At 46.3% G+C, this 23443-nt stretch carries 21 protein-coding genes and 1 tRNA gene; 8 read left to right on the top strand and 14 right to left on the bottom strand.

The genetic code is table 11. The features are described from left to right. The first annotated feature begins 67 nt into the window (after positions 1-67). The 3 genes from folD to AC56AD_RS06060 all read left to right on the top strand — a co-directional run bounded on the left by folD (position 68) and on the right by AC56AD_RS06060 (position 2772). The gene (gene folD / locus AC56AD_RS06070) at positions 68-955 is read left to right on the top strand and encodes a bifunctional methylenetetrahydrofolate dehydrogenase/methenyltetrahydrofolate cyclohydrolase FolD (RefSeq protein ID WP_012507969.1); all 888 of its coding nucleotides are present in this window, start codon (positions 68-70) and stop codon (positions 953-955) included. A 6-nt stretch (positions 956-961) separates the two neighbouring features. After that, positions 962-2335, top strand: a complete 1374-nt coding sequence (gene radA / locus AC56AD_RS06065) for a DNA repair protein RadA (RefSeq protein ID WP_012507968.1) — start codon at positions 962-964, stop codon at positions 2333-2335. A gap of 95 nt (positions 2336-2430) precedes the next feature. After that, positions 2431-2772 carry a phage holin family protein gene (locus AC56AD_RS06060; RefSeq protein ID WP_041526454.1) on the top strand — a complete coding sequence of 114 codons (342 nt, stop codon included), beginning with the start codon at positions 2431-2433 and terminating at the stop codon, positions 2770-2772. A 23-nt stretch (positions 2773-2795) separates the two neighbouring features. On the opposite strand, the gene AC56AD_RS06055 is transcribed toward AC56AD_RS06060, so the two are convergent. Beyond that, positions 2796-6176: a GAF domain-containing protein gene (locus AC56AD_RS06055; protein ID WP_012507966.1), complete on the bottom strand. Its 3381-nt coding sequence runs from the start codon at positions 6174-6176 to the stop codon at positions 2796-2798. Positions 6177-6846: 670 nt separating this feature from the next. Between AC56AD_RS06055 and miaA the strand changes: the two genes are divergently transcribed. The 3 genes from miaA (at position 6847) to cfa (ending at position 10176) form a co-directional block, all read left to right on the top strand. After that, positions 6847-7803 (top strand): tRNA (adenosine(37)-N6)-dimethylallyltransferase MiaA, encoded by a 957-nt coding sequence (miaA, locus tag AC56AD_RS06050; RefSeq protein ID WP_012507965.1) that lies wholly within the window; start codon positions 6847-6849, stop codon positions 7801-7803. A gap of 214 nt (positions 7804-8017) precedes the next feature. Next, complete coding sequence (locus tag AC56AD_RS06045; RefSeq protein ID WP_012507964.1) at positions 8018-8656, top strand: STAS domain-containing protein; 639 nt, start codon at positions 8018-8020, stop codon at positions 8654-8656. A 401-nt stretch (positions 8657-9057) separates the two neighbouring features. After that, positions 9058-10176, top strand: coding sequence for a cyclopropane fatty acyl phospholipid synthase (cfa, locus tag AC56AD_RS06040; RefSeq protein WP_012507963.1), 1119 nt, complete (start codon positions 9058-9060; stop codon positions 10174-10176). A gap of 6 nt (positions 10177-10182) precedes the next feature. Here the strand turns inward: cfa and AC56AD_RS06035 are convergent, their stop codons facing one another. The 3 genes from AC56AD_RS06035 to metG form a co-directional block, all read right to left on the bottom strand. Next, the gene (locus AC56AD_RS06035) at positions 10183-11436 is read right to left on the bottom strand and encodes an exo-beta-N-acetylmuramidase NamZ family protein (protein WP_012507962.1); all 1254 of its coding nucleotides are present in this window, start codon (positions 11434-11436) and stop codon (positions 10183-10185) included. Between the two features lie 56 nt (positions 11437-11492). Then, a tRNA-Met gene (locus tag AC56AD_RS06030) sits at positions 11493-11568 on the bottom strand. A gap of 46 nt (positions 11569-11614) precedes the next feature. Continuing rightward, positions 11615-13717 carry a methionine--tRNA ligase gene (gene metG / locus AC56AD_RS06025; protein ID WP_012507961.1) on the bottom strand — a complete coding sequence of 701 codons (2103 nt, stop codon included), beginning with the start codon at positions 13715-13717 and terminating at the stop codon, positions 11615-11617. Positions 13718-14040: 323 nt separating this feature from the next. On the opposite strand from metG, the gene AC56AD_RS06020 reads away from it, so the two are divergent. Then, positions 14041-14268: a double zinc ribbon domain-containing protein gene (locus tag AC56AD_RS06020; RefSeq protein WP_083765311.1), complete on the top strand. Its 228-nt coding sequence runs from the start codon at positions 14041-14043 to the stop codon at positions 14266-14268. 22 nt (positions 14269-14290) lie between these two features. Here AC56AD_RS06020 and AC56AD_RS06015 read toward each other — a convergent pair whose 3' ends face one another. From AC56AD_RS06015 to AC56AD_RS05975, 9 genes are all read right to left on the bottom strand, one after another. Then, positions 14291-15268 (bottom strand): PSP1 domain-containing protein, encoded by a 978-nt coding sequence (locus AC56AD_RS06015; RefSeq protein ID WP_012507960.1) that lies wholly within the window; start codon positions 15266-15268, stop codon positions 14291-14293. A 189-nt stretch (positions 15269-15457) separates the two neighbouring features. Then, a complete protein-coding gene (locus tag AC56AD_RS06010; protein WP_012507959.1) occupies positions 15458-16231 on the bottom strand; it encodes a lysophospholipid acyltransferase family protein in 774 nt (257 codons plus the stop codon). 7 nt (positions 16232-16238) lie between these two features. Then, on the bottom strand, positions 16239-17447 hold the full coding sequence (locus AC56AD_RS06005) for a pyridoxal phosphate-dependent aminotransferase (protein ID WP_012507958.1): 1209 nt from the start codon (positions 17445-17447) through the stop codon (positions 16239-16241). Positions 17448-17472: 25 nt separating this feature from the next. Then, positions 17473-17964, bottom strand: coding sequence for a pantetheine-phosphate adenylyltransferase (coaD, locus tag AC56AD_RS06000; protein WP_012507957.1), 492 nt, complete (start codon positions 17962-17964; stop codon positions 17473-17475). A 13-nt stretch (positions 17965-17977) separates the two neighbouring features. Then, complete coding sequence (gene rsmD, locus AC56AD_RS05995; RefSeq protein WP_012507956.1) at positions 17978-18514, bottom strand: 16S rRNA (guanine(966)-N(2))-methyltransferase RsmD; 537 nt, start codon at positions 18512-18514, stop codon at positions 17978-17980. A 14-nt stretch (positions 18515-18528) separates the two neighbouring features. After that, positions 18529-19440 (bottom strand): transketolase, encoded by a 912-nt coding sequence (locus tag AC56AD_RS05990; RefSeq protein ID WP_012507955.1) that lies wholly within the window; start codon positions 19438-19440, stop codon positions 18529-18531. Positions 19441-19517: 77 nt separating this feature from the next. Further along, on the bottom strand, positions 19518-20162 hold the full coding sequence (locus AC56AD_RS05985; protein ID WP_012507954.1) for a DedA family protein: 645 nt from the start codon (positions 20160-20162) through the stop codon (positions 19518-19520). A 29-nt stretch (positions 20163-20191) separates the two neighbouring features. Further along, positions 20192-20902, bottom strand: coding sequence for a phosphoribosylaminoimidazolesuccinocarboxamide synthase (gene purC, locus AC56AD_RS05980; RefSeq protein WP_012507953.1), 711 nt, complete (start codon positions 20900-20902; stop codon positions 20192-20194). A 75-nt stretch (positions 20903-20977) separates the two neighbouring features. Further along, complete coding sequence (locus AC56AD_RS05975; RefSeq protein WP_012507952.1) at positions 20978-21379, bottom strand: hypothetical protein; 402 nt, start codon at positions 21377-21379, stop codon at positions 20978-20980. A 107-nt stretch (positions 21380-21486) separates the two neighbouring features. Here AC56AD_RS05975 and AC56AD_RS05970 point away from each other — a divergent pair, with 107 nt between their 5' ends. After that, positions 21487-22515 (top strand): endonuclease/exonuclease/phosphatase family protein, encoded by a 1029-nt coding sequence (locus AC56AD_RS05970; RefSeq protein WP_012507951.1) that lies wholly within the window; start codon positions 21487-21489, stop codon positions 22513-22515. Here AC56AD_RS05970 and AC56AD_RS05965 read toward each other — a convergent pair. Then, the gene (locus tag AC56AD_RS05965; protein WP_012507950.1) at positions 22512-23438 is read right to left on the bottom strand and encodes a magnesium transporter CorA family protein; all 927 of its coding nucleotides are present in this window, start codon (positions 23436-23438) and stop codon (positions 22512-22514) included. The two genes, AC56AD_RS05970 and AC56AD_RS05965, sit on opposite strands and share 4 nt — an antisense overlap. Positions 23439-23443: the final 5 nt, after the last annotated feature.

Below are 23443 nucleotides of genomic sequence, written 5' to 3'. Positions count from 1 at the left end.
TGCAGCTCTCCGCTGAGAGCCTGAAGATCACCCCGGAAAGGAACATATAAAACAAAGCCATATCACCATGCTCATTATCGACGGAAAAAAGGTCTCGCTTGACCTGAAAAACGAACTGAAAGCCAGTGTTGACAACTTCCGATCCATCACAGGCAAAGTCCCGGGACTGACGGTTATCATTGTCGGCCAGGATCCGGCATCGCAGGTTTATGTACGCAATAAAGCCAAAACATGCAAAGAGATTGGCATGATTTCCACGGTGATTGAAATGGCCGATGACACCACTGAAAAACATCTGATTGAGACTATTCACAAACTGAACAACGACCCGACGGTACACGGTATTCTTGTCCAGCAACCGCTTCCGAAACAGATTGATGAATTTGCCGTCACCCTTGCCATTGATCCATCAAAAGATGTCGATGGATTTCATCCCGAAAATCTTGGTCGTCTTGTGATGGGGCATCTCGACAAATGTTTTGTCAGTTGCACCCCTTATGGCATTCTTGAACTTCTCGGACGCTATAACATTGAAACGAGGGGTAAACATTGTGTTGTTGTCGGACGCAGCAATATTGTCGGCAAACCTATGGCGAACCTGATGCTGCAGAAGCTCGATGCCACCAACTGCACCGTTACCATCTGCCACTCCGCCACGAAAAATATACCATTCTACACCCTGCAGGCCGACATCCTCATCGCGGCTATTGGCAAGGCAGGATTCATTACTGCTGATATGGTAAAACCCGGAGCCGTGGTCATTGATGTCGGCATCAACCGCATTGAGGATCCATCGACGAAAAGCGGCTACCGTCTCGTCGGGGATGTCGATTTCGAAGCTGTTTCAACCGTTGCTTCAGCCATGACCCCCGTTCCCGGAGGAGTCGGTCCCATGACCATTGCCATGCTGCTGAAAAACACGCTTCAGTCATTCCAGCGCATTAACAATCTGTAGAGCAGAATGGCCAGATCTTCTACCAGATACATCTGCTCTAACTGCGGGGCCATCTCCCTGAAATATCAGGGGAAATGTTTTGAATGCCAGAGTTGGGGGACACTTCAGGAGAGCCGTGTCGAGCCCGAACAGAAAAAACAGAGGGATGGTTCAACAAGAGGAGTTGCCGTTATGGAGAACCTGCATGACTCTGTGCCCTCGGAATTTCAGCGAGTCATGACTGGCATTGGAGAGCTCGACCGGGTACTCGGAGGAGGACTTATGCAGGGATCTGCTGTTCTGGTGGGAGGAGAACCCGGTATTGGTAAATCTACCCTCATGCTCCAGCTTGCTCCCCGCCTCGCACCGGCCAAGGTGCTCTATATCTCCGGTGAAGAGTCGCCGAACCAGATCCGCGAACGGGCACAGCGCCTCTCCATTAAGGCTCCTAACCTCTGGCTGATACCGGAAGTGAACCTTGAGAGCATCCTTGCAATCATTGCACACGAGAAACCGGCACTGGTCATTATTGATTCCATTCAGACAGTCCATTCTGATGAATACCAGAGTTCTGCCGGTACCATTACCCAGATCAGGGAGTGTGCTGCCACGCTCATCAGGGCGGCCAAGCAGCAAAATGTGATTTTGATGATTATCGGCCATATCACCAAGGAGGGTGCGCTTGCCGGACCCAAAGCCCTTGAGCATATGGTCGATACCGTCCTGCAGTTTGAAGGTGAAGGGTACCAGCGCTACCGCATTATCCGCTCAGTCAAGAACCGCTTCGGTTCCACCAATGAAATCGGTGTCTTCCGTATGGATGAGAGTGGCCTTGAAGAGGTCAGTAATCCGTCGGAATTCTTTATCTCCGGACGCAGAACCGATGTGCCCGGAAATTCAATCCTGGCTGCTATCGAAGGAACAAGAGCACTTCTGGTTGAGGTTCAGGCGCTGGTCTCGAAGACCAACTACTCCATGCCTCAGCGTATCAGCACAGGATTCGACCTGAAACGCATGTCGATTATCCTTGCTGTGCTTGAAAACAGGCTTCGCATCGAAACCTGGGGACAGGATGTCTTCGTAAAAATTGCCGGCGGCCTGAAACTGGCTGAACCCGCAGCAGACCTTGCCATTGCTGCTGCCATTGCTTCAGGGCTGATGAACCGTCCGGTCGATCCGGCAACGGTCTGCTGCGGAGAAATCGGTCTTGCAGGTGAACTGAGGGCTATCAGCGACAGCGAACGGCGCATAAGGGAGGCGGCCCATCTTGGCTTCAAGCAAATTGTGCTGCCCGAAGCCAATACCCGCGAACTGAAACCATCACTGAAAAATCTCCCCATCATCATCACGGGATGCAAAACACTCCAGAACGCACTTGATGAGCTTAATGTGACTGGATAAGGGAGTGCGACAAGGAAGTGCGACAAGGGATAGTTGGCTGAATTGGTTACATTTTGCTGTACTGTTTCTGGAATAAAAAAATCAAAGTGGGAGCGATGATGCATATCCTGATCCAATGGCTGATCAATGCCTGCGCGGTTTATGCCACTGCGCATATCCTCGACGGAATTCATATAAAAAGTTTTGGCGCTGCAATTCTTGTTGCTTTGGTGCTCGGCCTCATCAACGCTGTTGTACGGCCTGTGCTGCTCTTTTTTTCAATACCATTTATCATTGTAACGCTGGGGCTCTTTCTGCTGGTCATCAACGCCTTTCTTCTGCAGTTTGCGGCCTCACTTGTCGGGGGATTCTCCATCGACAACTTTGGATGGGCTATAGCAGGCTCGATCGTCATCAGTGCAATTTCCTGGATACTCAGCTCTCTTTTCGATCTCTGAATAAATTACAACTACCTTACAGATCATGGGTTTGCATGATTGAGCAAATTATGCACCATCGTGGTCAGTAATTTCAGGGAGAAGGGCTTCTGAATAAAGTTAACCCTTTCGACAAGCATCTCGTGCCGGGAAATCACATCACTTGAATAACCGGACATAAAGAGCGTTTTAAGGTCCGGAATGATCGACTGAAGCTCTTTGGCAAGGTCACAACCGTTCATGTCAGGCATAACAACATCGGTCAGAAGCATATCAACCTCTCCGTTGTATTGCCGGGCAAGCCGGATTGCTTCACGAGGGGTCTCAGCCGAAAGCGTAGTGTATCCAGCCTCTTCAAGTGCCGCCCGACAAAGGATGAGAATATCGTGTTCGTTTTCCACAAGGAGTATCGTTCCTTTACCCTGTTTGCCTTCTGGCGGAGCCGGTTCATCCTCTTCGATATCGCCATAACCTTCCTGGTATCGGGGAAGGTGAATTTTAAAAGTACTCCCCTTTCCCGGTTCGCTCTTGTAGTCGAGGCAACCATTGTTTTGTTTGACAATGCCATAGACTGTTGAAAGTCCCAAACCAGTCCCTTTTCCCGGCTCCTTGGTGGTAAAAAAGGGCTCAAAAATATGGGGAAGATGCTCTTTTTCAATACCACAACCGTTATCACGAACCGAAAGTGTTACGTAATCACCGACTATTTTACAGGGATGCAAGGGTGGAACAAGAGTTTTTTTCTCACAGAGCCTGCCGATTTGAATAGTAATTTTACCTATTCCGGCAATTGCATCGCGGGCATTGATGCAGAGATTGACAAGAATCTGATCAATCTGTGATGGATCGACTTTTACCAGACAACGATGGGTATCAGGAATCCAGACAATGGTGATATTTTCACCAATCAGCCGTCGCAGAACCGAAAGCATGGTTTCAACCATCGTATTCAGTTCGAGAACCAATGGCATTACCGGTTGCTTTCGGGCAAACGCGAGGAGTTGACGCGTCAAATGCGCAGATCGTGTAGCGGCATTGAGTATGTTTTTCAGATTGAATGGTAATGGCTCTTCATAAGCAGCCTCCTGATCCATAGCCATCTCTATATTGCCGATAATCACAGCAAGCATGTTATTGAAATCATGAGCGATACCTCCGGCAAGCTGTCCGACGAGCTCCATTTTCTGAAGCTGGGTAAGGGCTGACTGCATCTCCTGTTGCGCCTGCTCGGCAAGCTTGCGAGAAACGATATCCCATGCACTATCTGCTATGGTACGTACCAAATGAATATCGTCATCAATGTAGGCCTCTGGCTTGTTTCCAACCCAAAAAAAGCCCACAATCTTCTCTCCCTGAAGTACAGGAACGACCAATGTTCGCTTTATTTCAGGATGGCTGCCCGGCAAGTTATTCTGACGCTCATCTCTTTTGTATTCGTTGGTAATCACGGCGCTCTGCCCATGCAGAACATCAGCCCACAACTCCTCTCCTTTCACATATGGATGCGTGAACTGTTGCACTCCCCCCTGCATATTCTTGTATACATTGGTCGAACAAACCTGCAGGGATGTCGCATCATTCTCCCCGAAAAAGTGATAAAACCCAATTTTGCTCCCTGTACCTCTTTCAGCTTCGTCCAGAGTCAATCTCAGCAGCTCCTCAACCGAGTGAGACTCTGCCATCTGGAGCAGACGTTGACGGAAGAGAATGAGTGATTCATGGCGCAGGCGCACAGTAACATCGTGAACAACGGAATAGAGAAGCATTTTTCCCTGAATTTCAACGGGAGCGCTGAAAACTTCCACATCGCGAACAGAGCCATCAGAGCGGCAATGACGGAAATGAAAAGGATTACTCTCCTCATTACAGCCTCCTTCCATTTCCGACGTAACCTCTTGCGGCGTCGAAACAGTTATCTGGCTGATTTTTTTTCGGCAGAGTTCATTCAACTCCCAGCCATAAAAGCTGATGGCTGCCGGATTGGCGTCAACAATCATACCATTCTCCGGATCACTGATCAACATCACGGTATGGTAATTCTGAAACAGGCTCCGGTAGCGGGCTTCACTCTGACGCAGTGCCTCCTCTGCCGCCTCTTGTGCCCTGCGGGTTCGCAACATTGAAATTCCATAGGCAAGATTGTCGGCCAGAGCTGTGAGCAGCGTCATCTCGCCGGCATTAAAGGCATCCGGAACGATGGAATAGATCGCCAATGCCCCAAACGTTTTATTGTCGGATTTCAGAGGCAAACTCAAAACCGAAGCATAACCACGAGCCATCGCCTCAATACGCCAGGGAAGAAATTGCTGATCTGACAGCACATTGCAGACAGAACAGGGCTGGCCCGTACGGATTGTTGTTCCCACAGGCCCTCGACCACGTTCGACATCTGCCCAGGAGATCATCAGCATATCCAGATAACCCTCTTCAAAGCCTGCCTGAGCAACCGGACGTACGCTTTTTGACGGATCATCTTCAGCATAGCCAACCCACGCCATCCGATAACCGCCAATCTCAACAACGATACGACAGATTGCACTCAACAATTCTGTTTCATCATGGGCGTGAAGAAGTACCTGATTACAATTGCTGATCGCAAGAAGTGAACGGTTCAGATTCTGAAGTTCGCTCTCCGCCTTTTTGCGTTCAGTAATGTCGATTCCCATACCAATGAGAAACGGGGTTCCATTGAGTACTATTTTTTTTGCCGTCATCAGAAACCAGACAATTTCAGGCCCTCCTTGACGCAATGCCCTTATTTCAGCACGTTCCTCAACCCCATCAATCAAAACGTTCTGCATTTTACTCTGAATAGTCAGCCAATCATCCGGATGGATACTCTCCAGCGCATTGATGCCAGCCATCTCACTTTCAGATTTACCCATAATGTCATCCCGCAGATAGGCATTCCATCCGGAAAGTCGGACTTCTGTATCAAGCAGATAAAAGATACCAGGGATGACATCAATGACTGCTTTTCTGAACGCCTGCTCATTCTCCCCTGCCAGCTCAGATCGTTTCAGATCCGTTATATCCTGTGCGACAATGAACATGTTCTGGATGTCACCTGCCAGAGAGCGGAGAGGATAAATGGTATGGCGATAACTGCGCCCATCATGTTCATCTTCAAAGGTAAGCTGCCTTCCAGTGCAGATAACTTCCTCAAGTTTATGTCTGCGTAGTTCAGCAGTCTCAGGAATCAGGAGATCATGAGAAAGCAAATCGAAAACATTGAGACCCAGACACTCTTCCGGACGCCTGCGGAATCTGGCAGCAAAGCGTATATTTGACGAAACAATTAAACCGTTCTTGTCAATAAGAAGACAGATGTCGGGAAAAATATCAAGCAAACTCAAGTCAATGTTCCCATGCACCATGCTGGCATGAGCTTCGTCTGCGTTTTTATCGTATTTGTCTTGCAACATGGATACTTTATTTTCGTTCCATAAATTCGGAAAGCAGGCAACCCGTAAGGAGAGACAACCCGGTAATCAGTTGCTCCGGATATGCATTTTTTACACTATGGGCAATCCAGATCAGGTATGCTTGACTCAGGCTGGAGATGTATGTGTTGCGAAACCTTGATGGTAAATAGCGATGCTCTACACAACAGGCATTACGTCTGTGGCATGTATCCGGTCGTGCGCAATCGAACACTATGCCAATTTTACCAGGATGACTGCTCCAGGAGAATCGGCTGCTTGCTGTCGACAATTTTATACCCGCCATCACAGAACGAAACTAATGGTTAATCGCAGTACACACGGGATAAAAAAGGAACAGCTTCGGTTATTCCGTCTATCTTCGGCAAGAATTCAGCTCTTTACGCCTGTGTAATCTACGGTTAAATCATCAAAACTGAAAAACATTTCGCTTTTCCAATTGTATCTCCAACCGCACGTTCCTGGTCGTTTCAAGGAAAAATGAGTTCCAATGATACCTCTTCATAATAAGCTTGACGAGAGCCACTGTTAATCCAGTTTTTCGGGCTGACATGATGGAAGTCACGCATACAGAATGAAGAGATGGTGATTTTGGTTTACCATTTATTTCTATCTTGGAATGAAATGGATCATCTTCTACCAAATAAAAAATATGGCCACAGCAGAGAAGAAACAACCGTCGGTTATTGTTATTCTTGGACCCACAGCTTCTGGCAAATCTGCCCTTGCTTTGGCAGTTGCAAAAAAGATCGGAGGTGAAATCATCTCTGCCGATTCACGGCAGATTTACCGCGAATTTGATATCGGTGCAGCGAAACCTTCGGAGAGTGCGCTCGGGGAGATAAGACACCATTTTGTCAATGAAAAAAATATTGGAGAACCCTTCACGGCTGGTGACTTTGCCACAGAAGCTGCAGAGCGGATTATCACTCTGCACCGAAGGGGAAAGCGTGCGGTTGTTGCTGGAGGATCCACACTCTACCTTGAGGGGCTGATTGAAGGGTTTGCTGATCTCCCTCCCGCAAACCCGGAAATAAGAGCAAGACTGCTTGGTGAACTTGAAGAGGAAGGAAACGAGAAGCTCTATGCAAAGCTGTTCGAAAGAGACCCCGATCAGGCCGCAACTCTTGACCCCACAAAAAGCCAGCGCCTTATCCGAAGTCTTGAAATCATTGAGATAACCGGTTTGAGCGTCACAGAGTTACAGGCAAGGGCAAAAAAGCGACAGCATGGTGACCTCTGCTTTGTCACTACAGGGCTTGCAATGGAGCGTGCCACGCTCTATCAGCGTATCAACCATCGTACTGATAATATGATTGATGCAGGACTCTACGATGAGGCTAAAGGGCTTTATCACAAGTATCACAAACTGATTGCCAGTGGAAAAGTATCTTCTCTGCAATCGGTGGGATATCAGGAATTTTTTCAATACCTCGATGGAATGATCTCGTTTGATGATGCTGTTCGACTGATAAAGCAGCATACACGCAATTATGCAAAACGGCAGTTGACTTTTTTTCACAATCGGCTCAGCGTAAACTGGACAGATGCCCCATTGAACAGCAAGGAGCTTGACTCGCTGGCTGAACGGCTTTCAAAAGGCCCCTGATCACTCCATTTACCTCTATGTATGCAAGAAATCTTTTTTTCCGGATTAAAATAAATATTAACAATGAGCTTTTTTTTTACCTTAGGTATTAATGACTCTCCCATGGAAATCATGCCCTGTGTTTTTTATCAACAAGTTGCATAATCCTCTTGGCGAGTAATTCTCTCTCTGTTTTATTTATAATCTTTTACAGGTTTTATCGCAGGAAATCACCATGAAACACTCAGTATCAACCCGTAAAGAATTGACCATCCTGAAAATAGAGGAAGATGTTTTCGATTTCCGTCATAAAGAGGCATTCAGGCAGGCAATTGACGGAATGGTGAACAAGGAGAACACCAAAAACCTGATTATCGATTTTTCTCAGGTAAAAGCCATTGATTCCTGCGGAATAAGCTCAATGCTGCTTGCTCATCAACTCTCGAATCAGTCAGAGGGATTGGCCATTTTTGTCTCTCTCTGTAAACAGATCAAGGATCTTCTCAAATTGACCAATCTCGACAAACAACTCTACATTTTTTCTTCCATAAATGAGGTTGTTACCCTGATTGAGCCCGCAATGAAAAGCAAGCGAGGTGTGAGAGGAAAGTCACAGACTCCGGTAGATGAAATCATCGATGAACTCCTGTGCGATGATCTTGATCTTATCGTCGAACCAGAGATCCACGATGAACATCTCGACGAAAGCCTTGACGAACAGCTTGTAGAGCCCGATGAAATGGCCACTGAACCGGAACTCCCCAGCCCAAAGGCCGAAAAAGAGAGTGGCTCAAAAAAAAGAGGACGTCCCAAAAAACCGGAATCAGAAACGACATCGAAACAAAAAAAACAGAAAAAAGAGTCTGAGGCTTGACTGACCTCCTCTCTGTTTCCATTCTCTGAACTCCTGCTCCCATCCAGAATTCCTGAACGGAAGCTCTTCTCCTGCTTTTTTTCAGCTCCACGGTTGAAAGTACACCCTTTCGATCCACAAGCAACCTGGAGAAGGCTTGACAAAAAGCCGATCATTACGTACATTACACTGTATTTCGGTATTATACATCAGCGATGAAATAAAAAAGTTGCTGAGTATGAGGTGAGGATTTTTTCTTCAGAAATAACGAGGGAGAATTGCTTGCAGATCTGGAGATTGACAATTTCCAGTCAACAGGCAATACTTGCATAAGGGAAATGCGCAGATTTGTCGGTTGAGGACAGAAGGAACATTCAAGGCTTCAGGATAGCTTCTTACCCATCAAAACTGACTCTCAGGAAATGTTGAACAACTACTTTAAAACGCAGTTGGAACGTCTCTTCGAACCTGCAGACATCAGTATCAATGGCCATCGTCGTTGGGACATCCAGATTCATCAGCCCCTTGTTTTCCAGCGTGTCATCACCGAGGGCAACCTCGGTCTTGGAGAGGCCTACATGGATTGCTGGTGGGATTGCCATGACCTTGAAGAGTTCTTTTTCCGGCTCCTCAGCTCGAAGGTTGATGAACAAATCGTTACTCCGGCCATGCTGGCTGGAAAATGGATCGGCAAAACCTTCAACCTGCAACGACCGTCAAGAGCATTTACCGTCGGGAAACACCATTACGATACCGGGAATGACCTCTTTGAAACCATGCTCGATAAACGCATGATCTATAGCTGTGGATACTGGAAAGAGACTGAGGATCTTGATGAAGCGCAGGAGAAGAAACTCCGCCTGGTATTCGACAAACTGCAGCTTAAGCCAGGAATGCATATCCTCGATATCGGCTGCGGCTGGGGTGGAGCTGCCCGCTTCGCTGCTGAAGAGTATGGTGTTTCGGTGACCGCTATAACGGTTTCTGCCGAACAGGCCAGATTTGCCAGGGAACAGTGCAAAGGTCTGCCAGTCACCATTGAGGTGACCGACTATCGCGCCATCCAGGATTCCTTCGACAGAATTTATTCAATCGGTATGTTCGAACATGTCGGACATAAAAATTACCGAAACTATTTCAGGATGATCAACAGATGCCTGAAGCCGGATGGTATCACCCTGCTGCACACTATCGGCAGCAACACACCCTGTACCAATGGTGATCCATGGAGTTGCAAATACATCTTTCCAAACTCCATGCTACCCTCTGCAAGCCAGATTACAAAAAATTATGAGGGGCTTTTCACGCTCGAAGACTGGCACGTCTTTACCTATGACTACTCCCTGACACTCAAGGCATGGCATGAGAACTTCGAGAAGCAGTGGCCAAAACTGCGCACCCGATACAATGAACGGTTTCAACGCATGTGGCGCTACTACCTGTTAAGCTTTTCAGGCTCTTTCCGGGCCCGTTCTATTCAGCTCTGGCAGATACTGCTTTCAAAAAATGGCCTGCCCGGCAGAACAGCTATTCCCCGGTAAGGCATTTCAGTGGTAGAGCAAATAAGAGGCGGGTTTGAACTGCTCCACTTGCAAGCGACTCTCCTCCAGAATGCTTTCAAGGGAAAGCTGTTTTTTGATCATCTTCCGAAAAAGAGGGGTTCCTGCAAGACGGTCAAAAAAATCACCTCTCTGATCAAGAGCAAGTTTATCAGGGTAGAGGCGCTGAAGTTCAAGCAAGAGTGCAGTTGCTGTTCGAAATGGAGTGAACGTTTTACGATCAGTCACCGTGAGCTTCACTCCCTGGCATTGAACGCCGCTGAACTTGCCTGAAGTGGGCTGAAAAATGACGGCACTGAACGAAACTCCCGGCAAGCTGTACCTTTTGAGCGCATCAGCAAGCTCACCGCTTTTGATAAAAGGGGCTCCAAACTGCATGAAAGGGGCATCGGTACCCCGCCCTTCACTGAGGGTTGTCGCTTCGAAAAAGACGGTGGCAGGATAAACTATTGCCGTGTCAATACTTCTGATGTTCGGCGAAGGGCTCTTGAAGCTGAATCCCGGATACTCATCAGCAAACTTGTCCCGCCCGTACCCCTGCATCGCAATCACTCGGAGATCAAGCTTCTTGCAGCATTGCTCCTTCAGCAACAGAGCAATCTCGCCTACCGTCATCGCATGAAGAAAAGGAACAGCAACCGCCCCAACAAACGACTCATATCCGGGCGCCAGCATAAACCCTTCGGCATGCAGGGGAATAACAGGATTGGGACGATCAAGAACCATGAAGGCTATGCCAGCCTCTTCACACGCTTCCATCGCACTCTTCATAGTCGAAATATAGGTATAGCAACGGGTGCCGACATCCTGAAGATCAAAAACAAGCAGATCAACTTCCTGCAACTTTCGGATATCCGGTTTTTTTGAAGCTCCGTAGAGTGAATAAACCGGAAGCGTATCTGAAACCACGCTGCTGCCAACTTTTTTACCTGCTTCAATATCCGCTGAAAAACCATGCTCGGGAGCCATCAGAAACTTCAGGTTAACACCGCTGCGAAGCATGATGGCATAGCCCGGCTCCCCTTTCCGGTTGATGCTTGCTGCATTGGTAATGAGACCGATCCGTAAACCGGAGAACTCCTGGAATCCGGAGGCTTCGAGCCGATCGATACCGCAGAGTAACGGTTCAGCCGAAACAGAATACGAAAAGAGCACGAAGACAACTGCGTAGAAAAAAAACAGAGAGACGCGCTTTTTTCTGGCCAGGGAATACAGTCGGGAACGCAAGTTTTCAAGAGTCATGAGTGCCTGTAAACTGAGGGTAACAAAAAAGCCGCCCTTTGAAGAGGCGGCTTAACTGGTGGTGGGGACAGGACTTGAACCTGCAACCTTCGGGTTATGAGCCCGACGAGCTACCAATTGCTCCACCCCACGATGTTTGTGCTCTCAATGTAAGCAATAAATCTTCATTTGCAAACTTTTATTGTATCTGTCTGCCATTTATTTCCTCTCCTTCGGGTTCTATGACAAAAAGCTTCCCATCAGCGCCTTCTACGGCAAGAATCATGCCCTCTGAAACGTCATCACGAATGGTGCGATCGGCAAGATTGGCCACAATGACCACATTTTTGCCAACCATCTCTTCCGGAGTATAATATTTGGCAATCCCTGCAAGTACCTGCTTCGTGGCAGAACCAACCTGGAGTTGCAGTTTCAGGAGTTTTGCGGCTTTTTTCACCTTTTCAGCCGTGATGACCCTTGCAACCCGAAGGTCGACCTTGAGAAAGTCGTCAAAACTGATGAGCGGTTTGAACTCCATCTTTTGCTGTTCAGCTCCAGCCTCACGTTTTTCAGCTTCAGCAACCAGTAATTCTATTTTTTTGAGTTCAGGAGCGATGTCGGCATCCTCGATTTTTGTGAAGAGAATTTCAGATTTTCCAAGAAGCCGATGACCCTTGTTCAACCCGGGCTTTTTCGCCTGCTCCCAGAGGGAAACGCCTGGCTTTATGAGGCTGTCGATCGTGCCATCGAAACCAAGCATGGCATGTATGCGATTGCAGGTCTCCGGAATAACAGGATAAAATAGAATTGAGAGTGCATGACACAGATTAAGCGATATAGACATAACACGAGCCGCAGCATCAGGATCAGTTTTAATCAGCTTCCAAGGCTCATTCTGAGTAAGAAAACGATTCGCATTGCGAGCAATGTCCATACTTGATGATACCGCCTCCCGGAAATGAAAACCGTCATAAGCCCTTGCTATGTCATCAATCTGATCGCAAAGTAATACGTTATTAAGTAAGTCTTCGCTGTAGTCCCAAGGAACCTCGCCATCAAAACGGGCATTGGTAAAATCAACCGACCGCTTGATGAAGTTACCCAAAGTATCGGCAAGTTCACCGTTGGTTCGGTTCTGAAAATCCTGCCAACTGAAATCGGTATCCTTGTTTTCCGGATAGTTCATCGCAATGCTGTAACGCAGGGTATCGGCCGGAAATTTCTCGAGGAACTCGCCTAGATAGACAGCATAGTTTCTCGACTTCGAAAATTTTCTTCCCTCAAAATTCATGAATTCCGAAGCAGGTACATTGTCGGCAAGATTGTAGCATTCGCTTTGGCGGCCTTCATTCCAGGCCATCAGGATTGCTGGAAGCATAAGCGTGTGGAACACAACATTATCCTTGCCAATAAAATGAAGCAGGCGACACTCCGGGTTCTGCCAGTACTCTTTCCACCGCTCACTCTGCCCCAGTTTTTCTGCCCATTCCCTGGTAAAGGAGATATAGCCCAGCACGGCATCAAACCAGACATAGAGCACTTTTCCCTCGGCTTCTTCGCTCTCCAAAGGAACCTTGATCCCCCAGGAAAGATCACGGGTTATTGCCCGATCTTTCAAGCCTTGCTTCAGCCAGGTATGCGTATAATTGAGCACATTCTGTCGCCAGTCATCCTCATGCTGATGCACATAGCTCTCAAGCTGATCCTGGAACCGTCCCAGCGGAAAATACCAGTGCATGGTCTCGCGAAGTTCCGGAGTCGCATCGGAGAGCTTGCTTTTCGGGTTGATGAGTTCGAGCGGGCTTAAATGGGTGCCGCACTGTTCGCACTGATCGCCATTCGCCTCCGTATTGTTGCAGATCGGGCATGTTCCTGTCACATAACGATCCGAAAGAAAACGGTCAGCCTTGCGGTCAAAAAAAAGCTTCTCGCTCTTTCGTATAAAAATCCCCTTCTCTTCAATGTCAGTAAAAAACTCCTGTGCCGTCTTGTGGTGAACCTCAGAAGTGGTTCGGCCATAATAATCAAAGGAGATACCACATTTTGAGAAGGCCTCACTGTTCATCCGGTGATAGCGATCAACAACATCCTTGGGTGAAATACCCTCTCTCTCGGCTGTAATGGTAATGGGCACTCCATGTTCATCCGAGCCACCGATATGAATGATATCCTCACCCTTGAGCCTCATATAGCGGACATAGAGATCCGCAGGAAGATAGACGCCCGCCAGGTGGCCAAGATGAACCGGACCATTGGCGTATGGAAGTGCTGTTGTGACAAGGGTTTTTGTAAACGGATGCATAGGGTAAAATGATATTAAATACGGTTACACGGATGACGAGATGCAAACAAGCTCCAATATAGAAAATAGAGCAACAAAATAATTCTCCGCCAAAAAGAGGAAACTCGCACCACTCATTTCCTTTATCACACTCATACGCACCGGTATCAAGCATAGTTGAAGAATGCCATACACACTTTTTTCCGGATTATAACTACGCTATATCCTGCAACTAAAGTGATCAACTTCGCGTTCTATGACTTGAAAGAGGATAGCGTTGCAGGAATGTATGATCGTTGCAGAAGAGAAACTGTAGCAACAGTAACACAAAAAATGGAGAGAAAATGAGCGCTTTTAGGTGTCCGAAATGTCAGAACGTGACGGGGGGAGACGAAAAATTTTGTATGAAATGCGGTTATCCCCTTGATATTGTATGCCCTGAATGTGGCAATAACTGGCGGTATATGTTCGATTACCACTTTTGTCCGGAGTGCGGTCACAATATGAAGTCCGGTGAGGTGAAGTTCCCGGTGAAGGAGCGCCACCATACGTCACTGGTAAGTCATCCCTAACTTTGAGACTAAAAACGAGTAATTATTTTTTTACAAACAGGGCGTTGAACTTGTTAATAGGGAATCTGCGTGTCTGATCGTTCTTGAGATAGCGAAGCCAGACAAGTTTTTTCTGAGCATCAACACTTTCTACAACAGCCGGACCCTCAGGCGTGATGACCTTGCTTCCTGCAAGGGGGAGCGATGAGTTGCCGTTCGACTGAGAGCGGCAGCCTTTTTCATGTTTTGAATACCCAAGACAGCATTTGGGACGATTACATAATCCGGTAATATTGAAAGCATGGCTCTCGTTGCCTGCTGCTTCGGTGTATTGCGACTTTTCAGCAAAGGGGTTGGCATGGATTTTAGGCAGCCAGCTCGAGCAACAGAGAAGGCAACCGCATGGCCCAAAAGCATTCGCTCTCCTTGCTTCCTCTCGTGTGGTTATCTGCACCATCTGGATTCTTGCCTTGAACTCTCCGGCAAGATCACGAACAAGTGTCCTGAAATCAACCCGATGTGAAGAGGTATAGTAGACCGACAGTTTCTGTTGATCCATACGCAATTCAACATCAACCAGTTTCAGATCAAGTTCGTGCTTTTTAATTTTGTTGAGACAGACCTCCCGTATCTCCGATTGCCGTTTTTTCAAATCAAGAATTGCCAGTTTGTCACTCTCGTCAGCAATCCGCAACACTGCAGTCCACTCCTGGCCATTCTTATCCAGCCCTTTGAGCTGAAGCTTTTTGCGCGCTATCTGACCAGTTGAATAAACAATACCAAAATCATAACCACCGTCTGATTCGATAATGACCTGCAACCCGATACTGAAAGGAACTCCTGTGTTGTTGATGAAAAACTCCCTTCTGCAACCCTGCAACTCAACTTCACATATATCGTCGGAAGCATCATCAGAAACTGGCCCATAAATAGATTCCATCTCACTGTGCAGCAATTGTGAAAGCCGCAGCCTTACATTGGTATTATCACCTAAAAGACAACTACATATGACATTGCTCATAACCGGTTAATTTGGAATGCAGGAAACCATAAACCCGCATATATTCTTATATAATTACAACTTAAGTAAATTAAGGACGTTAAATAAGGTGCTTTGATGTACAGAAAACCTCTCCTCTGCCAGCCATTCTCTTTGCTGTCCTCAAGGTAGGCAAATTTATCTTCTTTTTAGCTATATCAGAAATACAGGTTAACTCTTCTCTCTTTTATCCAGATGCAAAAACAGCCTGATCGCTTCAATCCTTCTGTTTATGGATGGCTTTCCCCTGACAAGAAGATGCGCATCATCAAATGTCCGGTTGATAATCTTCTCCTTAAGTTCGTCAAGATGGGTCTCAGTCATCCTCTGCATGTAGGCCGTAAGAGCATCCGGTCCTAAAAACTCGGTAGGGGTAATCTGAAGCGGTTCCCTGAAAGACAAAAACAGCTCAGGTTTTTGCTCTTCGAGGTATTCAATCCGGCTGACAACTGAAACCAGGTAAATCCCTGGAATAGTTTCAAGAACGCGAGAAACAATCGAAGCTGTCCCTTTAAAAAAGAAAAGGGGGCGTTTGTCGATAGACTCTATCCTGCCCTGAGGGAAAATCCACAAGGCATTCTGTCTTTCGCTTTTTGCGGTCAGCAATTCAGCAGCATAATGAATCGTCTGGATCGCACTTCTCGGATGGGAACGGTCAAGAGAAAAAGCTCCTATACGGGTAAAGAAGCGATGTTTCTGCAACTGCTTAAATTCGATAATGATATGCAGATTCTGATGAAATAATTCTTCCGTACAGAGTTGCGACCAGAAACCATCCCACCAGCAGGAGTGATTTGCATAAAATACAACCGGAATACCATGCTCCATCTCCTGCACTCCGGATTGCATAAAAACACGTACCGAATTAAAATACCTTCTGAACTGGCGCCGTGAATACCAGCCAAACCACAAGGTATACAGTCGACTGCGACGGACTTTCAGCATCGACACCCTATTTAAAAGCTCTCCTGATACGATTTATCGCCTCTTCCAGTGAAGCAATCGACGCAGCATAGGACATGCGAAGGTTTTCCGGTGCGCCGAACGCATCCCCCGGTACAGTTGCAACGTGATGGACCTTCAGGAGATATTCGGCAACATCTGCCGAGTCTTTCATAACAACGCCATCAAATGTCTGACCGAGCAAACCACTGATATCGGGAAAAATATAAAACGCACCCTGAGGAAGAGCCGTCTTGAATCCAGGTATACTATTGAGAGCCTCATACATATAATCGCGCCTCTTTTCAAACTCTGCTCGACGCTCTTCAACAATTCCCTGATCTCCTGTAAGGGCCGCAACGGCAGCTTTCTGGGCTATAGCATTAGGATTTGAGGTGGTCTGCGACTGTATCTTGTCACAGGCATCGATAAGCCATTTGGGGCCTGCAAGGTAACCAATTCTCCATCCCGTCATGGCATAGGTTTTCGATACTCCGTTACTCACAATGACCCACTCTTTCATCTCCGGAATCCTTGCTGGAGAGAAGGGACGAACATCACCATAGACGATCATATCGTACATTTCGTCGGAAACGACAAAAATACCACGTCCTTCAACAACTTTCATCAAGGCTCGTACTTCAGCTTCTGTATAAACTGCCCCTGTTGGATTCGAAGGAGAATTCAACACAACGATCTTCGTTTTTGGGGTAATGGCCGCATCAAGCTGAGCGGGTGTCATTTTGTATTCCTCTTCCAGAGTCGTGTGAATAATCACTGGAATGCCGCCTGCAAGACGAACCATTTCAGGAAAACTGACCCAGTAAGGTGCCGGAACAATCACCTCATCACCCTCTTCGCAAAGAGCAAGAAAGGTGTTTGCAAGAGTCTGCTTTCCTCCATTGCTGACGATAATCTGATTTTCCTGAAACTCCAGACCATTATCGCGTCTGAACTTTTCTACAATGGCCTTTTTCAAATCAGCAATACCTGAATTTGCTGTATAACGGGTAAACCCGGCATTAATGGCATCGATACCAGCCTGGTTGACGTGGGCTGGGGTAGGGAAATCCGGCTCACCGGCTGAAAGACTGACGATATCACGACCTTCAGCTTTCATTTTATTGGCCAGATTGCTGATTCGCATGGTCTGCGATTCCTGCATGCTGAGCACCCTGCGGGTGAGATATTGTTCTTCCGGAATAACTGTTTTCGACATATATAAATGGTTTATTATATTTTTTTCAGTTCTGTTCTTCACGTTTTTGATGCATCATCTCCAGAACGCAAGGATGCACAAATTTGCTGACATCGCCGCCCAACATGGCAACCTCCTTGATGATAGATGAAGCCACGTAGGTATATTTAACATTCGGCATCAGAAAAACCGTAGTCACCTCTGGATAGAGTTGACGGTTAAGAAGCGACATCTGAAACTCGTACTCAAAATCCTTAACCTGCCTGACCCCTCTGACAATAGCTCTCGCTCCGACCTGACGCGCATAATCGGCAAGAAGTCCCCTGTGCAACACTTCAACGGTTACGCCGGGATAATCGCAGGTCACCTCCCTGGTCATCGCCTCTCGCTCTTCAATGGTAAAGAGTGCATGTTTCTGGCAATTCTCGGCAATGACGACTATAACCTCCTCAAAAATATTCAAGGCACGTTCAAGCACATCAAGATGGCCGTTGGTAAAAGGATCGAACGTTCCTGGATAAATAGCTTTCTGTTTCATTTGCTGAACAAAATCAATGCTGAAAAAAAGTAACTCTCGTCATGCCGTAATCGCGGTGAAACGAGTAAAAGGGCGAGTGACTAAAATCAAGATGGGCACTATGCTCCATCAGCACCAGACCATCCTGAGAGAGAAGAGTACTTGCGAACATCTTTTCTATCAACCGTTCATAATCAGGCCAGGAATAGGGAGGATCACAAAAGAGAAGATCAAACTGCCCGGTCGTACGGCCAAGAAATGCCAAAACGTCCGAATTGACAATTTTAACCCGATCGTGAAGCGCTAACTGAAGAGCGGTTGCCTTCATTGCCTTCAGAGCATCAACATGCTGGTCGACAAAGCAGACCGACTGAGCCCCACGACTCAACGCTTCAAAACCCAGAGAACCAAAACCCGCAAACAAATCCAGAACTGAAACACCTTCAAAATCCATCCTTGCCGTGAGCATATCAAAAAGCGACTTCTTCACTCTGCTGCTGCAAGGACGGATAGCGAGCGACGATGAGCTCCTGATTTTCCGTCCTTTATATGTACCCCCCAGAATCTGCACGAAATTACTTCGGCCTAAAAATCACCGAAACGAGTCTCACCAAGGATGGCAAGAGCTTTGACGGCATCATCTTTCGATGGAGGTTTTCCATGCCAATTCGATTTATCTGGCATACTCCCCTCAAAAAAGTGAACACCTTTTCCCATGATCGTTGTAGCAAGAACTACTGAAGGCCTGTAGCGATTATCACTCGCCTTGATCTTTTCAACTGTGCAGACAACATCTTCCATATCATTACCATCACAATGGTAGACATCCCACCCGAAGGAACGCCACTTATCTGCAAAAGGCTCAACATTCATGATGGAAGTAACCTCTCCGTCAATCTGCAAATTGTTGTGATCGACAATACCAATGATATTGGCAAGCTTGTAATGAGATGCACTCATGGCAGCCTCCCATATCTGTCCTTCCTGGCACTCACCATCCCCCATCAGACAGAAAACATCATTATCACTTCCATCAATACGAAGACCGAGAGCAGCGCCAACTGCAGATGAAAGGCCTTGTCCAAGAGATCCGGAAGCAATTCTGATACCTGGAAGCCTCGCTTCAGAAGTTGGATGACCTTGAAGATAAGAGTTAATCTTCCGCAGAGAGTTCAGTTCACCAAGGGGAAAATAACCTGAACGGGCAAGCACGCTATACCAGACTGGCGCAATATGGCCATTGGAAAGAAACACCATGTCTCCATCCTGATATTGCCAAAACTCATGTGGCTTATGCTGAAGTACCCGAAAATAGAGCGCAGTAAAGACATCGGCCATGCCGAGTGAACCACCCGTATGGCCAGAATTGGCCATAGCAAGCATTCTGACAACGTCCCGACGGACCTGACGGGCCATTTCCTTGAGATCGTCAATTGAAGCAAGCTCAAGAAGCTCACCTTTCTTTTCAGCAGGATACAGTTTTAACTCTTTTGCCATGGTAGATCAACAAAATGCTTGTGAATAAATAAAAAAAAGCTGCAAGTTAATTTGCCGGTGATAAATAACAAAAAAACTCAACCATGTTTCTGCTTTCTTTCCCGGAAAAACTTCCATACTGAAAAAGAAAGCACTCCAACAAAAATAATCGATACCGGAATACTGTACAGAGCTGCATAACTGCCGATATCCTTCCAGTTGCTTCCAAGTAGAAAGCCACTATAAAGCAAAAGAACATTCCAGACAAAAGCGCTTGTAAGGGAAGCCAGAAGAACAAATGGCGTCTTAAGATGCATCAATCCAGCCATAACCGAAATAACTGCCCTTGAACCGAAGAGAAAACGGTTTACCAGCACGGCAAGATAACCATGAGTGGCAAATTTCCTGCGAAGCAAAACCATTTCCGAAGGAGGGAAAAAGCGATGAACACTTTTTGACAAACGGTGCTGCACAGTGCTCTCACCCTCAGCATATAATTTCAGACCGAGATGCCGACTGAGCATGTAGACCAGCATAAACCCTGCTGTCGAACCAAAAGAAGCTGAAAAGAGAGCTCCTGCAAATGTTATCCCGCTTTTATAGATCAAATACCCGATAAATGCGATGGGAAGATCTCCGGGTATAGGCGGTACAACATTTTCAAGAAAAGCGATAAAAAACAGAAAAACATAGACAGCAAAAGGATCTGCATGCTGCAGCCAGACAATCACAGCTTCAAGCATAACAAATCCCCTCCTCTGTTGTATTGGCCTCAGTCAAGATCAAGAACTCTTTTCTGCACTTCGCTGTATGCATCTTCAACCCCGCCCAGATCAAAACGAAAACGATCCTTATCCATTTTTTCGTTCGTCTCAAGATCCCAGAAGCGACAGGTATCCGGACTAATCTCATCACCAAGCAATATCTCGTTGTTGTGCCGACCGAATTCAAGTTTGAAATCGACAAGCTTCAACTTTCTTTCTGCAAAAAACGCTTTGAGCAGAACATTGATAGCTTCCGCCCGATTTTTAAGAAAAGCAAGTTCCTCAAGCGTTGCAACACCAAGCGCCACAGCATGGGCCTCATTCATCAGCGGATCATCAAGATCATCATCCTTCAGATAGAACTCAACAATAGGCATTGCCAGCACCGTTCCTTCACTGAACCCATACCGCTTTACCAGCGACCCTGCGGCAATATTGCGCACAACAACCTCCACCTTGATGATATCGAGGTAACGGCAAAGCATATCGCGATCAGAGAGTTTTTCAACAAAGTGAGTGCGAATACCCTGCGCTTCAAGCAACGTAAAGAGCTTGCTTGAAATAGCATTGTTCACCACACCTTTCTCGGCAATACTCCCCTTTTTCTTGTTATTGAACGCTGTAGCATCATCCTTGAACTCCTGTATCACCAGATCAGCATCATCCGTCAAAAATACCTTTTTAGCCTTGCCTTCGTAGAGTTGTGTCGTCTTTTTCATGTATAAATGTAATTATTTTGTGATTAACTGTCGAAAATAACAGCCGTTAATATCGCATACATCGAAATAACCCTTTTACTGACTCGCCTGCTCGGAAGCTGCCTGTTGCACCGCACCTGTCAAAACAATAGAAATCTGATCGTCGGTCAATCCCTTATCTCTCAGAAAGCTCATAAATCTGAATACTCCCAAATCTGACAACATCGCTTTCGGCTGGTGCTGTTCTCCAAGCCCCCTTGCCCTGCTGTACTCTTCGGAGGTATGGATCCAATCGTCAATAAACTGTTCCGATTTCCCGTTTTCCAGAAAAAAACCAGTCACAATCTCCTTGACCTTAGCCATTGCTGGTTCCGGATGGGCCTGAAAGAGGAGCTTCATCTCTTCCGATATCCTTGCCAAAACAATAACCGCCTCCCTGTCAAGAGTCTCCTCGAGGATATCTTTAGCTTGTTCCTTGACATCACTCTTCTGGGTCATAATGCTTCCCGGATCGTTGGAGAATAAAAAAATATGGACAACTGGAAAATCCCGATTAAGTTACATAATCATTATGGTAAAGAAAAAAAATTCCAGCGAAAGAGGTTATGCGAAAAATACTCTGTTACGTTTTTCTTTTTTTCTGTGCCGTATCATGGATATCCCAACCTGCGGCAGGAAATCCAAAAGCCGGAAAAAGCGTACTCTTTCTGTGGTGGAACGTTGAAAATTTATTCGATACGCGCAATGACCCGATAACCAACGACGATGATTTTACCCCGGAAGGAAAGCTGCACTGGACAGAAAAAAAACTCATCCTGAAACAGATGCGCATCCGCCACCTCCTTTCAGCAGTGAAAGCACACCCCGACTACAATGCATATCCTGATCTTTTGGCTTTTGCAGAGGTAGAAAACCGAGAGGTGTTCGAGAAAACACTCTCCGGGATTCCGGATATCGGCTATAAAACCATTTATCACAACTCTTCCGATCCAAGAGGTATCGATATCGGACTCGCCTTCAATCCACAAACCGTACAGGCAAAAGCATCGAAAGCCTACAGCGTTGCGAGCGCAGAGAGGGCAACTCGCAAAATCATCGTTGCTGAATTTTTAAGTGAGGGCCACCCCTTTCACCTCATTCTGAACCACTGGCCATCACGCTCTTTCGACACCCACTGGACTGAACCCAAAAGAGTTGCAGCCGCCAGCGTTGCCCGTCACATTCTCGATAGCCTGCTTCTCAGCAAACCAAAAGCGGATGTTATCATCATGGGAGACTTTAACGATGAACCAGGCAACCGATCCTTGAGAGAGGGGCTCGGTTCGACATTTGATGCCGCCAGGCTCAAAACAAACGGTAAAAAATTTCTTTACAACTGCTGGAGCGGCTATGAGGGGATCGGAAGTTACTCGTACAAAAACCGTTGGCAACAGATCGACCAGATTCTTCTGAGTGCAGGAATGTTTGATGAGCTTGGACTTTATGCCCCACAAAACGCATTCCGTTGCTTCTCTTTTTTCCGGCTTCTCGATGCCACTGGCAACAAGCCCTATGCAACATTTGAAAAAAGAAAATATACCGGAGGCTACTCCGACCACCTGCCACTGCTCCTGAAGAGCCGTATTATGCCTTAAAGCCAATTTCGGCTTTTAAAAAACAGAACTCCTGATGTTGAAAGCAAAAAGGAAAAAAGAAGAATGGCCCAGAATCCATAAGGAGAGTTTTCCAGTGCATTGGGAACATTCATGCCATACAAGCTGGCAATCAAGGTCGGGATCATCAGGATAATAGATATTGAGGTCAAACGCTTCATCACAACATTAAGATTATTGGAAATAACCGAAGCATAAGCATCCATCATACCGCTCAGAATGTCGCTATAGATATTGGTTATCTCCTGCGCCTGCTTTAACTCAACCTCAACGTCCTCTATCAGGTCAAGATCAAATTCATCCCTTTTAGATTTGATATTTTTTATTCTATGCAGTAAAATATCGTTTCCCTTGAGAGAGGTTAAAAAATAGACAAGACATTTTTCAATCTGCAACAATGTCTGGAGATCTTCATTTTTAATAGATTTGTCAAGCTTGCTTTCAGCATTTTTGATTTGCTGGTTAATCTGTTTTAAATATTTCAAAAACCAGATGCTTGAAGAGAGCAGTAACTTGAGAAGAAGATCAAAATTATTCTCAACAACAATATTCTTTCGTTTTGTATGCTCAATAAAGTCCTGTATCAGATCGGTCTTGAAAAAACAAATTGATAAAATCAAATCTTTATTAAAGATAACACCGAGAGGAATCGTGGTGAAGGGCAAATCAGTATCATTGGTTTTATAAGGAATTCGCAGCAGAATAAAGTACCACCCATCCTCAATTTCAATACGTGGCCGTTCATCTATATCCTCAATATCACAATAAAAAGAGAGTGGCAGTTTCAGTTCATTGATTACATAATCTTTGTCATTTTCATCAGGACATTCAATATTGATCCAGCAATTTTTTTGCCATTCATCAGTACGTTCCAGTCCATTTCCGTTTTTGAGAAACTCCCTCATTATTT

Source organism: Pelodictyon clathratiforme, from assembly GCF_982375515.1.
Note: the sequence above shows the minus strand (reverse complement) of the source record. Positions and strands in the feature narration are given on the sequence as shown.

Coding starts and splice junctions, on each gene's coding strand:
- folD (WP_012507969.1), top strand. CDS start 68: ATGCTCATTATCGACGGAAAAAAGGTCTCGCTTGACCTGAAAAACGAA.
- miaA (WP_012507965.1), top strand. CDS start 6,847: ATGGCCACAGCAGAGAAGAAACAACCGTCGGTTATTGTTATTCTTGGA.
- AC56AD_RS06005 (WP_012507958.1), bottom strand. CDS start 17,447: ATGTCGAAAACAGTTATTCCGGAAGAACAATATCTCACCCGCAGGGTG.
- metG (WP_012507961.1), bottom strand. CDS start 13,717: ATGCATCCGTTTACAAAAACCCTTGTCACAACAGCACTTCCATACGCC.
- radA (WP_012507968.1), top strand. CDS start 962: ATGGCCAGATCTTCTACCAGATACATCTGCTCTAACTGCGGGGCCATC.
- AC56AD_RS06035 (WP_012507962.1), bottom strand. CDS start 11,436: ATGACTCTTGAAAACTTGCGTTCCCGACTGTATTCCCTGGCCAGAAAA.
- coaD (WP_012507957.1), bottom strand. CDS start 17,964: ATGAAACAGAAAGCTATTTATCCAGGAACGTTCGATCCTTTTACCAAC.
- cfa (WP_012507963.1), top strand. CDS start 9,058: ATGTTGAACAACTACTTTAAAACGCAGTTGGAACGTCTCTTCGAACCT.
- purC (WP_012507953.1), bottom strand. CDS start 20,902: ATGAAAAAGACGACACAACTCTACGAAGGCAAGGCTAAAAAGGTATTT.
- AC56AD_RS05975 (WP_012507952.1), bottom strand. CDS start 21,379: ATGACCCAGAAGAGTGATGTCAAGGAACAAGCTAAAGATATCCTCGAG.
- AC56AD_RS06010 (WP_012507959.1), bottom strand. CDS start 16,231: ATGCTGAAAGTCCGTCGCAGTCGACTGTATACCTTGTGGTTTGGCTGG.
- AC56AD_RS05985 (WP_012507954.1), bottom strand. CDS start 20,162: ATGCTTGAAGCTGTGATTGTCTGGCTGCAGCATGCAGATCCTTTTGCT.
- AC56AD_RS05970 (WP_012507951.1), top strand. CDS start 21,487: ATGCGAAAAATACTCTGTTACGTTTTTCTTTTTTTCTGTGCCGTATCA.
- AC56AD_RS06015 (WP_012507960.1), bottom strand. CDS start 15,268: ATGAGCAATGTCATATGTAGTTGTCTTTTAGGTGATAATACCAATGTA.
- AC56AD_RS06045 (WP_012507964.1), top strand. CDS start 8,018: ATGAAACACTCAGTATCAACCCGTAAAGAATTGACCATCCTGAAAATA.
- AC56AD_RS05965 (WP_012507950.1), bottom strand. CDS start 23,438: ATGAGGGAGTTTCTCAAAAACGGAAATGGACTGGAACGTACTGATGAA.
- AC56AD_RS06060 (WP_041526454.1), top strand. CDS start 2,431: ATGATGCATATCCTGATCCAATGGCTGATCAATGCCTGCGCGGTTTAT.
- AC56AD_RS05990 (WP_012507955.1), bottom strand. CDS start 19,440: ATGGCAAAAGAGTTAAAACTGTATCCTGCTGAAAAGAAAGGTGAGCTT.
- AC56AD_RS06020 (WP_083765311.1), top strand. CDS start 14,041: ATGAGCGCTTTTAGGTGTCCGAAATGTCAGAACGTGACGGGGGGAGAC.
- AC56AD_RS06055 (WP_012507966.1), bottom strand. CDS start 6,176: ATGTTGCAAGACAAATACGATAAAAACGCAGACGAAGCTCATGCCAGC.